A 12,614-nucleotide genomic window follows, 5' to 3' on the forward strand; every position below is an offset into this window, starting at 1 on the left:
CGGCTCGTCGTGCTCCGAGGAGACGACCAGCTGCTTGATGTTGAGGATGAGGTCGGTGACGTCCTCCTTGACACCCGGCACGGTGGTGAACTCGTGCAGGACACCGTCGATACGGATGGACGTGACCGCCGCACCCGGGATCGAGGAGAGGAGCGTACGACGCAGCGAGTTGCCGAGGGTGTAGCCGAAGCCCGGCTCCAACGGCTCGATCACGAACCGGGACCGGAACTCGTCCACGACCTCTTCGGTCAACGAGGGACGCTGAGCAATCAACATGGGATGACGCCTCCATAATTCGGCGCCCACCTTGCGACACCTTAGACACCGCAGAGTATCGGCCAGTATTCGCGCAAACCAACACAGAACCGCAGTGCACCCTTGTGCGACATAGGGCCACGGCACCTGCTTCCTACCGGCCGCAGCTGCCGAGTCACCTTCGCCGACCGGACACTGCGCCGCGCCTCGTCGACCGGTCGCCGATGGCGGCGTCGCCAACACGCTTCCGACCGCGCTCGTCACGCAGCATCGCTCCGCCGGTACTCACCAGCAGGTGAAGAGCGCACTGAGCGATCTGCTCTCCTAAAACAGGTGCATCGCCTCGCGCCACGAGGCCCCAGCACCCGGCCACACTCAAGCGGTCAGCAGACGATCTGGCCGGCGAAACAGCATGCCTGACACCCCATCAGATCGAGCGTCAAACGAGCGTCACGAGCGTCATTTCAGCGTCAAGATATCGCCCGTAACACCCACACCGCACATAATGCGCATGGGTAAACCTGCAGGTCAGGAGACCTTAGCGACCGGTTCAAGGATCGCCACACACTCCACATGATGCGTCATAGGAAACAGATCGAACGCCCGCAGCGTCCGCACCCGGTACCCCTGCTCCGCGAAGTACGCCACGTCGCGGGCCAGGGCCGCCGGGTCGCAGGCGACGTAGGCGATGCGGCGGGCGGCGAGGCTCGCGAGGTGCTTGACCGTCTGCTTGCCGGCGCCGGCGCGGGGCGGGTCGAGGACGATGAGGTCGGCCTCGGTGATGCCGGTGCGCGGGAGGGCGGCTTCGACCTTGCCCTGTTCGATGCGGACGCGGTCGAACTCGCGGACGTTGTGTCGGGCGTCCTCGACCGCGCGCTTGCCGGACTCGATGCCGAGGACCGCGCCCTCGTCGCCGACCCGGTCGGCGATCGCGGCGGCGAACAGGCCGACGCCGCAGTACAGATCGAGGGCGGTGTCGCCCTTGCGCGGCAGCAGGCCCTGCATCACCGCGGTGACCAGGGTGTCGGCCGCCTTCGGGTGGACCTGCCAGAAGCCGCCGTTGCCGACGCGGTACGTACGGCCGTCGGCGCGCTCGCGGACGAACGGGCGGCCGTGCACGCGGTGGATGCCACCGTCCTGTTCGGCGACGCGGAGGACGGAGGCCGGGCGGTCGAGTTCGACGAGGGGCAGGCGGGCTCCGGGCCGGGGCTCGAGGATGACCTGGCGGTCCTGGGAACCGGTGGCGGCGATCGCGTCGACGGACGCCATGCCCGACCAGTCGCGCTCCTCGATGCCGAGTTCGCTGACGCCGGGTGCGGCGATGAGGCAGTGCTCGACCGGCTCGACCTCGTGCGAACGGTGGCGGCGCAGCCCCGCGTTGCCGTCCTCGTCGACCGCGTACTGGACACGGGTGCGCCAGGCCGGGACCTCGCCGGCGGGCAGCTTGTCGCCCTCGGCGGGCATCACCGTGCCGTCCCAGCCGACCTGTTCGGGGGTGAGGCCGGCGAGACGCTCGAGCTGTTCGGTGAGGACCTCGCCCTTGAGGCGGCGCTGGGCGCCGGGCTTCGCGTGCTGCCAGTCGCAGCCGCCGCAGCGGCCGGGGCCCGCGTACGGGCAGGGGGCCGCGATGCGGTCCTTGGACGCGTCCAGGATCTCGACCGCGTCGGCCCGCAGGAAGCGGGCGCCCTCCTCGCCGTCCGTGACCCGGGCGACCACGCGCTCGCCGGGCAGGGTGTGCCGTACGAAGAGGACCTGGCCCTCGTCGGTACGCGCGATGCAGTGGCCGCCGTGGGCGACGGGCCCGATCTCCACCTCGTACTCACGGCCGACGAGCGACACCTTCCCGGCGTCCTCCTGCCCCTGCTCCCCCACCGGTGCGTTCTTCTGTTCTGCCTGCATGGCGGGGTGACTCCAGAGCTCAGGGGAAGGGCGTTGCGACAACAGCATTCGAGTCTACGCGTCCGGCGGGCCTGTCCTACGCGTCGTTGCCCGAGCCACCGCCGTCCGCGGCACGGCCCCCTCCCCGGCCGGCCGACTGCTTCGTCTTCTTCTCCACCGGCCCCCGCCGCACCATGCCCGGCGCGCTCCAGTCCGCCCGCCTGCGGGCCCGCTTCCTGGCCGCCTCGGAGGACTCCAGCTGGTACGGCACCGAGGTGACCATCACGCCCGGGGTGAAGAGCAGGCGGCCCTTGAGGCGCAGGGCACTCTGGTTGTGCAGCAGGTGCTCGTACCAGTGGCCGACCACGTACTCGGGGATGATCACGCTGACCGCGTCGCGCGGGCTCTCCCGGCGCAGGCCCTTCACGTACTCGATGATCGGGCGGGTGATCTCGCGGTACGGGGAGTCGAGGACCTTGAGGGGGACGGTGATGCCGCGGCGTTCCCACTCCTCGCGCAGGGCGCGGGTCTCGTCCGGGTCGACGTTGATGCTGACGGCCTCGAGGGTGTCGGACCGCATCAGCTTGGCGTAAGCGAGCGCGCGCAGGGTCGGCTTGTGGACCTTCGAGACCAGGACGATGGAGTGCATCCGGGAGGGGCGCACGGTGTCGTCGGTGGGGCCCTCGGGGGCGGCGATCTCCTCGGCGACCCGGTCGTAGTGGCGGCGGATCGCCGACATCGTCGCGTAGAAGATGACCATGCCGAGCAGGGCCACCCAGGCGCCGTGGGTGAACTTGGTGGCCAGCACTACGACGAGCACCAGGCCGGTGAAGAACGCGCCGAAGGTGTTGATGGCACGGGAGCGGACCATGTGCCGCCGCTTGGCCTGGTCGCGCTCGGTCCGCAGCAGCCGGTTCCAGTGCCGGACCATGCCGGTCTGACTGAGCGTGAAGGAGACGAAGACGCCGACGATGTACAGCTGGATCAGGCGGGTCGAGTCGGCGTCGTAGATCCAGACGAGCAGCGCGGCCGCTCCCGCCAGCAGCACGATGCCGTTGGAGAACGTGAGCCGGTCGCCGCGGGTGTGCAGCTGGCGGGGCAGATACCGGTCCTGGGCCAGAATCGAGCCGAGCAGCGGGAAGCCGTTGTACGCGGTGTTGGCGGCCAGGAAGAGGACCAGCGCGGTGGCCACCGCGAGAATCACGAAGAGGAACGTGCCGTCGCCGAAGACCGCGGCCGCGATCTGTGAGATCACCGGGTGCTGTACGTAGTCGGCACCGACCGGCGAGCCGTCCAGGTACAGATCGTGGGCGGGGCGCTCGGCCATCTTGACGTTCGTCGCCATGGCGAGCGCGATGATGCCGCAGAACATGGTGACGGCGAGCAGGCCCATCATCGCGAGCGTGGTCGCGGCGTTCTTCGACTTGGGGCGGCGGAAGGCCGGTACGCCGTTGCTGATCGCCTCGACGCCGGTGAGTGCCGCGCAGCCGGAGGAGAAGGCGCGCAGGAGCAGGAAGACCAGGGCGAAGCCGGCCAGGCCGCCGTGCTCGGGCTTGATCTCGAAGTCGGCCGTGGGGGCCTTCATGTCGTCGCCCAGGACGAGTCCGCGGAAGGCGCCCCACAGGAGCATCAGGAAGACGCCGCCGACGAAGACGTAGGTGGGGATCGCGAAGAGCTTTCCCGATTCCTTGACGCCCCGCAGGTTCATCAGGGTGAGCAGCACGATGGCGGCGACGGCGCAGAGGAGCTTGTGCTCGACGACGAAAGGGACGGCCGAGCCGAGGTTCTCGATGCCGGCGGAGATCGACACGGCGACGGTGAGGACGTAGTCGACGAGCAGGGCGCTGGCGACGGTGAGGCCCGCGCGGCGTCCGAGGTTGGTGTTGGCCACCTCGTAGTCGCCGCCGCCGCTCGGGTACGCGCGCACGTTCTGCCGGTACGAGGCGACGACGGTGAACATCAGCACGACGACCGCGACCGCGATCCAGGGGCTGAAGTGGTACGCCGAGACCCCGGCGATGGAGAGCACGAGGAGCACTTCGCCGGGTGCGTACGCCACCGAGGAGAGCGGGTCGGAGGCGAAGACAGGTAGTGCGATGCGCTTCGGCAGGAGCGTTTCGCCAAGCCTGTCGCTGCGCAGTGCGCGCCCGATGAGAATGCGTTTGGGCACGTCGGTCAGTTTGGACACGGTCGCGATCGTAAGCGTTCGAATGGGCCTCTCCCAGCCACCACCCCCGGTGGCGGAGGAATCTGAACGATCCCTTGATGCCCGGCGGTCCGTCGGGGGTGTTCGGCGGTCCCCGGCCGGGTGCCCGCGGCCCACCGCGCGTGTGTAGCCTCGGCCGCGGTCTGCCACTCTGTGTGGGGACCGGAACCGCACAGGGCCACGACAACGGCCGACGGAGCGCCGAGCGCGCCGGCCGGGTGTCGTGGACCGACGCGGACAGAGGGAGCGCATGGGCGCTCCACGGGATGAATGCCGGAAGGACGGTCGTGCACATCGTCATCATGGGCTGCGGACGAGTGGGAGCCGCACTTGCCCAGACCTTGGAGCAGCAGGGCCATACGGTCGCGGTGATCGATCAGGACCCCACGGCGTTCCGCCGTCTGGGGGCCGGGTTCGGCGGCCGCCGGGTCACCGGGGTCGGCTTCGACCAGGACACCCTCAGGGACGCCGGCATCGAGGAGGCGGGGGCGTTCGCCGCCGTCAGCAGCGGCGACAACTCGAACATCATCGCGGCCCGGGTGGCCCGGGAGATGTTCGGCATCGACAACGTGGCGGCGCGCATCTACGACCCGCGCCGGGCCGAGGTCTACCAGCGGCTCGGCATCCCCACGGTCGCGACGGTCCGCTGGACCGCGGACCAGATGCTGCGCCGGCTGCTGCCGTCCGGCGCGGAACCGCTGTGGCGGGATCCGACGGGCGGCGTCCAGCTGGCCGAGGTGCACACCTCCACGGACTGGGTGGGGCACCGGATCAGCCGGATGCAGGAGGAGACGGGAGTGCGGGTGGCGTTCCTGACCCGGCTCGGCGAGGCGGTCCTGCCGACCTCGGCGACGGTTCTGCAGGAGGGCGATCTGGTGCACGTGATGATGCGTACGGACGAGATCGCGAAGGTCGAGGCGGCCTTCGCGGAGGGCCCCGAGGAGGGCGGTCACCGATGAGGGTCGCCATTGCCGGAGCGGGTGCGGTGGGACGTTCCATCGCCGGTGAGCTCCTGGAGAACGGGCACGAGGTCCTGCTGGTCGACAAGGCACCGACCGCCATCTCGGTGGAGCGGGTGCCGCAGGCGGAGTGGCTGCTCGCCGACGCCTGCGAGATCACCTCGCTCGACGAGGCGGCGCTGCAGCGGTGCAACGTCGTCATCGCGGCGACCGGCGACGACAAGGTCAACCTGGTCGTCTCGCTGCTGGCGAAGACGGAGTACGGGGTGCCGCGGGTCGTCGCCCGGGTCAACAACCCGAAGAACGAGTGGCTGTTCAACGAGTCCTGGGGCGTCGATGTCGCGGTCTCCACACCGCGCCTGATGTCGGCCCTGGTCGAGGAGGCGGTGAGCGTCGGTGACCTGGTCCGCCTGCTGCGCTTCAGCCACGGCGACGCGAATCTGGTGGAGCTGACGCTGCCCCCGGAGTCCGCCCTGGCCGGCACCCGGATCTCGGACATCCAGTGGCCGCAGGACACGTCCCTGGTGACGATCATCCGCGGTACGCGGGTGATGTCGCCGACCATCGACGACCTGCTCGAGGCGGGCGACGAGCTGCTGTTCGTGGCCGCGCAGGCCCGCGAGGAGCAGCTGGAGGACCTGCTGTCGGTCCGGCGCGAGGACGCGACGGGCTGATCCTTCGCACGGGTACACACGAGGGGCGGTCCCGGAACGTGGTGTTCCGGGACCGCCCCTCGTTCACGGTAGGAGCCCGTTCGTTCACGAGCCCGTTCCTTCACGAGCCCGTTCGTTCACGGTACGAGCCCGTGCGATCCGCGCGGCGGCCGCTACGGCTTACGGTGCCGCGCCCGCCCCGACTCCCGCTCCCCCGCGGTGTCCTGGCCGTCGGCGAGGTCCTGCAGCGCCTCCTCGACCATCGGCTCCACGGTGCGGGCGAAGGGGTCGTCGGTGGCACCGGCCTCGGCGCGCTTCTTCCGCTCCTCCTCGGCCTTCTCCTCCGCCTCCATCTCCGCGAACACATCGATGGGCGGCGGCGCCTTGGCCAGGAAGACCCAGGTCAGCCAGACGGCGAGCAGGAACGGCGGGATCTTCAGAGCGATGGTCACCCAGCCGAACTGGGTGGTGTCCGCCCACCAGTAGAGCGGGAAGAGGATCGCGACCTTGGCCAGCAGGATCAGGCCCCAGGCCCAACTCGCCTTGGTGTACGCCTTCTTGCGGCCGGGATTGCGCGTACGCCAGGAGAGGTTCTCCTTGAAGACCGGGCCGAGGATCAGGCCGATCAGCGGCACACCCGCGGCGGCCGTGATGATGTACGCGAGGGCCAGGCCGAGGGTGTAGAGCATGCCCGGCAGGTAGAAATCCTTGGCGTTCCCGGTCATCATCGCGAAGACCACGCCGAAGCCGACGCCGAAGACGCCGCTGAAGGCGTGCTTGACGGTGTCCTTCATGGCGAGCCGGACGACCACGAGCACGACGGCGACCGCGACGGCCGCGATGGCGGCGGACTTCAGGTCCTTGTTGATCGTGTACATCGTCACGAAGAGCAGGCCCGGAAGGACCGTCTCGATCAGACCCCGCAGACCGCCGAAGGCCTCGAAGAGGGCGGCCTCGGTGACGGCCCTCGTGTCGCCGTCCTCCTCGTCCCCCTGCCGTGTGGTGTGGTCGGTCGGCTTGTCGACTGACGTCACCGGCTACTCCCGTCCGAGCGGTCTGAGTTCGTACTTCGGATTGAACAGCACTCTGCGGCCCCGGCTCATCGAGATCCGGCCGGAGGCGATCAGCTTGCGACCGGGTTCTATCCCGACGATGGCTCGCCTGCCCAGCCACACCACGTCGAGCGCGGCGCTGCCGTCGAAGAGTTCGGCCTCGAGGGCGGGCACTCCGGCGCGTGGCCGCTGAGTGACCGTCCGCAAGGTACCAGTAACGGTCACGACCTCGCGGTCCTGGCAGTCGCCGATACGCAGACAGCCCGCCGTCGCGGAGTCCTCACGGAGCTCCTCCGACTCCAGCTCCTCCTGCGAGGAGGAGAGCCGGTCCAGGATCCGGCGGAACCTGCCGGCCGGCTTGTCGGAACCAGAAACAGCACTCATGAACAAAGCGTACCGGGGGCGGGCCACCCCGGTCCCATGCCGTCGGTCACCGTGCGCGCGCGGGCACGCTCACAGCCCGGATCGCCGCCCTGTTCACGGCTCGAACCGGTACCCCATGCCGGGCTCGGTGATGAAGTGCCGCGGATGCGAGGGATCGGACTCCAGCTTGCGGCGCAACTGGGCCATGTAGACCCGCAGATAGTTCGTCTCGGTGCCGTACGAGGGCCCCCAGACCTCCTGGAGGAGCTGCTTCTGGCTGACCAGGCGCCCGGTGTTGTGGACGAGCACCTCGAGGAGGTGCCACTCGGTGGGGGTCAGGCGTACGTCGCGGCCGTCGCGGTGGACCTTCTTGGCGGCCATGTCGACGGTGAAGTCGGTGGTGTCGACGAGGGCACCCTCCTCCTCGCCGCCGGTCGGCTCCGCCCTGCGTACGGCGGCGCGCAGCCGGGCCAGCAGCTCGTCCATGCCGAACGGCTTGGTGACGTAGTCGTCCGCTCCGGCGTCCAGCGCCTCGACCTTCTCGTCGGAGCTGTGCCGGGCGGACAGGACCAGGATCGGCACCCGGGTCCAGGCGCGCAGGCCCTTGATGACGTCCACGCCGTCCATGTCGGGAAGCCCGAGGTCGAGCACGACGACGTCGGGGTGGCGGTCCGTCGCGGCCCGCAGGGCGGAGGCGCCGTCGGACGCGGAGTCGACGTCGTACTTGCGTGCCTTCAGGTTGATCACGAGGGCGCGCACGATCTGCGGCTCGTCGTCGACCACGAGCACCCGGGTCATGGGGCCTGCCTTTCCGGTGGTGCGCCCACGGTCATGAGATGACCGGGGCGGGGAGGTGGGGCACGGGAGCAGGGCGGTCCACGGCCTGCAGGGTGAGCACCATGGTGAGGCCGCCGCCGGGGGTGTCCTCGGCGTTGAGCGTGCCGCCCATGGACTCGACGAAGCCGCGGGCCACCGCGAGACCGAGCCCCACGCCGGCCCCGCGCGGGGCGTCGCCGTAGCGCTGGAAGGGTTCGAAGATGCGGTCCTTGGCGTCGTCGGGAACGCCGACGCCGCGGTCCACGACGCGGAGTTCCACGCGGTCGCCGAGCGCGCTGGCGGCGACGGTGACGCGGTGCGCGTCGGGACCGTACTTGACGGCGTTCTCGACGATGTTGGCGACGGCCCGCTCGAGGAGGCCCTTGTCGACGCCGACCATCGGCAGCGTCTCGGGTATGTCCAGATCGACGCTGCCGTCGGGGACTCCGCCGAGCGCCATCGGCACCACCTCGTCGAGGTCGATCTCGCGGATCAGCGGGGTGACGGTGCCGGTCTGCAGGCGGGACATGTCGAGCAGGTTGCCGACCAGGTGGTCGAGCCGGTCGGCGCCGTCCTCGATCCCTTCGAGCAGCTCGGCCCGGTCCTCCTCGGACCAGTCGACGTCGTCGGAGCGCAGCGAGCTGACCGCCGCCTTGATCGCCGCGAGCGGGGTACGCAGATCGTGGCTGACGGCGGCGAGGAGGGCGGTCCTGATGCGGTTGCCCTCGGCGAGGGTGCGGGCCTGCTGCGCCTCATCCTGGAGGCGTCTGCGGTCGAGTACGACGGCGGCCTGCGCGGCGAAGGCGGCGAGCACGCGGCGGTCCTCCGCCGGAAGTACGCGCCCGGACAGGGCCAGGGCCATGTGGTCGCCGACCGGCATGTCGACATCGGCGTCCTCGGGCCGGCTCGGCGAGCCCGGTCCGACACTGCCCGCGCACGTCCAGGGATCCACGTCGCCGGCCCGCTCCAGCAACGCCACGGACTCCATTCCGAAGGTCTCGCGCACCCGCTCGAGGAGCGAGTCGAGCGTCATCTCACCGCGCAGCACACTGCCCGCGAGGAACGACAGGATCTCCGACTCGGCACGCAGCCGGGCGGCCTGGTGGGTGCGCCGGGCGGCCAGGTCGACGACCGAGGCGACGGACAGCGCGACGCCGACGAAGACGACGATCGCGACCATGTTCTTCGGGTCGGAGACCGTCATCCGGTGCGTCGGCGACGAGAAGAAGTAGTTGAGGAGCAGCGAGCCGAAGGCGGCCGAGGCGAGCGCGGGCAGCAGCCCGCCGATCAGCGCCGCGGCGACCGTCAACGACAGGAACAGCAGCATGTCGTTGGCGAGGCCGAGATCGATGTCGATGTGCAGCAGCAGGAACGCGAGGAGTGCGGGTCCCACGACGCCGACGGCCCAGCCGGCGATGTTCCTGGACCGCCCGAGCCGCGCGCCCCGGGCGACGGGCAGACCGCGCCCCTTGGCGACTTCCTCGTGCGTGACGATGTGGACGTCGAGGTCGGTCCCCGAGTCCCGGGCGACGGTGGCGCCGACGCCGGGCCCGAACACGTACTGCCAGGTCTTGCGGCGGCTCGAACCGAGCACGATCTGCGTGGCGTTGACGCCGCGGGCGAACTCCAGGAGCGATACGGGTATGTCGTCGCCGATGACGTGGTGGAAGGTGCCGCCGAGGTCCTCGACCAGGGTGCGCTGGACGGCGAGTTCCTTGGGCGAAGCGGCGGTCAGGCCGTCGCTTCGGGCGATGTAGACGGCGAGGATCTCGCTGCCCGAGCCCTTGGCCGCCATCCGCGCGGCCCGGCGGATGAGGGTGCGTCCCTCGGGGCCGCCGGTGAGGCCGACGACGATGCGTTCGCGGGCCTGCCAGGTGGTGCGGATGTTGTGCTCGCCGCGGTACTGCTGCAGGTACTCGTCGACGCGGTCGGCCACCCACAGCAGGGCGAGCTCGCGCAGCGCGGTGAGGTTGCCGGGCCTGAAGTAGTTCGACAGGGCTGCGTCGATGCGGTCGGGCTTGTAGATGTTGCCGTGCGCCATGCGTCGGCGCAGGGCCTGCGGCGCCATGTCGACCAGCTCCAGCTGCTCGGCACGGCGGGCCACCTCGTCGGGGACGGTCTCGCGCTGCCGTACGCCGGTTATGGACTCGACCACGTCGCCGAGTGATTCGAGGTGCTGGATGTTGACCGTGGTGATGACATCGACGCCGGCCGCGAGCAGTTCCTCGACGTCCTGCCAGCGCTTGGCGTTGCGGGAGCCGGGGACGTTGGTGTGGGCGAGCTCGTCGACCAGGGCGACGGCCGGGGCCCGTTCCAGTACGGCGTCGACGTCCATCTCCGGATACCACGTTCCGCGGTACTCGAGGTCCTTGTGCGCCAGGTGCTCGAGGCCGTGCAGCATCTCCTCGGTGCGTGGCCGGTCGTGGTGCGCCACGAAGGCGACCACGCAGTCGGTGCCGCGCTCCACCCGCCGGTGCGCCTCGGCGAGCATGGCGTAGGTCTTGCCCACGCCCGGTGCAGCGCCGAGGTAGATGCGGAGTTTCCCGCGTGTTCCGCGTCCCATGGCCCCATTGTCTTCCGATTGCCGCTGTGCACGCCCCGTGGGCCCCCGTAGACCTTACGGCCGGAAATACCGGCAAATCGGACCGAGTGGTCGTGAGCGACGTGCTTTGACGGGATTCTGATGCGCGGACGAGTCCGGACGCCGGGACCCGGCAGGCCCCGCAGCGGTCAGCCGTGCTCGACGATCCGCCCGTCGTTCAGCTCCAGGACCCGGTCCGCCAGGTCCAGCATGGCCGCGTCGTGGGTGGCTACCAGCGCGGTGACGCCCTCGCTGCGCACGACCGCGCGCAGCAGCTCCATCACCGCGTGCCCGGTCTCCGCGTCGAGCTGACCGGTCGGCTCGTCGGCGATGATCAGGGCGGGCCGGTTGGCGAGGGCGCGCGCGATGGCGACGCGCTGCTGCTGACCGCCGGAGAGTTCGCCCGGGCGCTGACGGGCGTGGTCGGCGAGACCGACCAGACCGAGCAGCAGCTCGACGCGCTCGTCACGCGCGCGTGGGTCCTCCTTGCGCAGCCGCATCGGTACGCCCACGTTCTCCGCGGCGGACAGGATCGGGATCAGGCCGAACGACTGGAAGATGAAGCCGATCCGCTCGCGGCGCAGTTCCAGCAGGCCCTTCTCGCCGAGCGTGCCGAGGTCGAGGCCGTCGACCGTGACACTGCCGCCGTCCGCGGCGTCGAGCCCGCCGACCAGGTTCAGGAGCGTCGTCTTTCCGGATCCGGAGCGGCCCTTGAGGGCGACCAGCTCCCCGCGCGGCACGGTGAACGTCACACCGCGCAGCGCATGCACGGCGGCCGCTCCGACGCCGTACGTCCGGCTCAGGTCCTCGACGCGGACCATCGGTTCCCCGCCGCCGTCCCCCTCGGCCGCACCGGCCACGGCCGTCCCACCGGTCCTGTCGGTCCTGTCGGTCATGTGCCACTCCCCCGTACGCCCCTGAAACGCCGGGCGCCAGTATGGCCGGGGGCCGTTGCGGCGGGCAATGGCCGGAGCCCGCCCTCGCAGCGCGCCCGGACAGGCCGAGGGCCGCACCCCGTCGGGGTACGGCCCTCTCCGTCTCGCCAGGCTTGGCCGGCCGCCGGAATCGGCTGCTCAGCGCACCTCGGTGATCTCGGGCCCGCGCGCCAGCTGACCCATGCCGCCGGCGAACCGGGACTCCTCCTGGGTCTCCTGCTGCACGCCCTCGGGGACCATCTGCGCGTCGTTCGGCAGCTTGAGGACGATCGGGTCGCGCGGGGCCATCGGGCCCTCGCCACGCACCACGACCGCGTCGCGGAAGACCTGCTCGAGCAGCCCCGCGGCCTCGGGCTGTACCGCGCCCTGACCGGAGATCACTCCGCGCAGGAACCAGCGCGGGCCGTCCACGCCGACGAACCGGACCACCTGGAAACCGCCGGTCCCGTCCGGCAGTTGCACCGGAACCTGGGCCCGCAGCTCCCAGCCGAGCGCGCCTTCGATCTCGTCGACGACCCCGCCCTGCTGGGTGATACCGGACGCGATCTCCGCCCGGACCTCGCCCCACAGGCCTTCCTTCTTGGGAGCGGCGAACGCCTGCAGCTGCAGAGCGCTGTCGCTCAGCACCACCGTCGCGGCGACGATGGCGTCACCGGCGACCTCCACGCGCAGCTCCATGCCCTCGACTCCGGGCACGAAGACGCCGCCCAGGTCGACGCGGCCTTCGCCGGGCTCGTGAACCTCTGTGATGTCCCAGGGGCCGTCTGGACGGGGCGCCGGCGGGAGGCTCGCCCGCTGGGGCTTGCCCTCGTCGTCCGCCGGGTCCTGTGCGGACTCGGTGTCCACGTCATCGACGACCTGCTCGGCCTCGCCGGCCGCGTCGTCGGCGGCACCCTTCTTACGACGTCCGAACACG

General features: G+C 70.5%; 10 protein-coding genes and 1 pseudogene. 2 read left to right on the plus strand and 9 right to left on the minus strand.

Annotated features, from left to right (window positions below; genetic code table 11):
* The 3 genes and pseudogenes from DSC45_RS32915 to DSC45_RS32925 all read right to left on the minus strand — a co-directional run.
* Positions 1–276, minus strand: a pseudogene (locus DSC45_RS32915) (DNA-directed RNA polymerase subunit alpha); the annotation flags it as partial.
* A gap of 507 nt (positions 277–783) precedes the next feature.
* Positions 784–2,154 (minus strand): class I SAM-dependent RNA methyltransferase, encoded by a 1,371-nt coding sequence (locus DSC45_RS32920; protein WP_119295692.1) that lies wholly within the window; start codon positions 2,152–2,154, stop codon positions 784–786.
* A 76-nt stretch (positions 2,155–2,230) separates the two neighbouring features.
* Positions 2,231–4,321, minus strand: coding sequence for an APC family permease (locus DSC45_RS32925; protein WP_119295693.1), 2,091 nt, complete (start codon positions 4,319–4,321; stop codon positions 2,231–2,233).
* A 305-nt stretch (positions 4,322–4,626) separates the two neighbouring features.
* On the opposite strand from DSC45_RS32925, the gene DSC45_RS32930 reads away from it, so the two are divergent.
* Positions 4,627–5,298, plus strand: coding sequence for a potassium channel family protein (locus DSC45_RS32930; protein ID WP_119295750.1), 672 nt, complete (start codon positions 4,627–4,629; stop codon positions 5,296–5,298).
* Positions 5,295–5,972 carry a potassium channel family protein gene (locus DSC45_RS32935; protein ID WP_119295694.1) on the plus strand — a complete coding sequence of 226 codons (678 nt, stop codon included), beginning with the start codon at positions 5,295–5,297 and terminating at the stop codon, positions 5,970–5,972. The genes DSC45_RS32930 and DSC45_RS32935 overlap by 4 nt, the downstream gene beginning before the upstream one ends.
* 152 nt (positions 5,973–6,124) lie before the next feature.
* Here DSC45_RS32935 and DSC45_RS32940 read toward each other — a convergent pair whose 3' ends face one another.
* From DSC45_RS32940 to DSC45_RS32965, 6 genes are all read right to left on the minus strand, one after another.
* A complete protein-coding gene (locus DSC45_RS32940; protein ID WP_119295695.1) occupies positions 6,125–6,985 on the minus strand; it encodes a DUF3159 domain-containing protein in 861 nt (286 codons plus the stop codon).
* Between the two features lie 3 nt (positions 6,986–6,988).
* Positions 6,989–7,387, minus strand: coding sequence for an OB-fold nucleic acid binding domain-containing protein (locus DSC45_RS32945; protein ID WP_119295696.1), 399 nt, complete (start codon positions 7,385–7,387; stop codon positions 6,989–6,991).
* A gap of 93 nt (positions 7,388–7,480) precedes the next feature.
* Positions 7,481–8,164, minus strand: coding sequence for a response regulator (locus DSC45_RS32950; protein WP_119295697.1), 684 nt, complete (start codon positions 8,162–8,164; stop codon positions 7,481–7,483).
* Between the two features lie 31 nt (positions 8,165–8,195).
* Entirely contained in the window at positions 8,196–10,745 is a 2,550-nt protein-coding gene (locus DSC45_RS32955) for a sensor histidine kinase (RefSeq protein ID WP_119295698.1), read from the minus strand.
* A 167-nt stretch (positions 10,746–10,912) separates the two neighbouring features.
* Positions 10,913–11,659: an ABC transporter ATP-binding protein gene (locus tag DSC45_RS32960; RefSeq protein WP_119295699.1), complete on the minus strand. Its 747-nt coding sequence runs from the start codon at positions 11,657–11,659 to the stop codon at positions 10,913–10,915.
* A gap of 177 nt (positions 11,660–11,836) precedes the next feature.
* A complete protein-coding gene (locus DSC45_RS32965; protein WP_119295700.1) occupies positions 11,837–12,613 on the minus strand; it encodes a DUF3710 domain-containing protein in 777 nt (258 codons plus the stop codon).
* Position 12,614 lies beyond the last annotated feature (1 nt).

Origin of the sequence: Streptomyces sp. YIM 130001, from assembly GCF_003574445.1 — a bacterium.
In the GTDB taxonomy this organism is placed as follows: Bacteria; Actinomycetota; Actinomycetes; order Streptomycetales; family Streptomycetaceae; genus Streptomyces.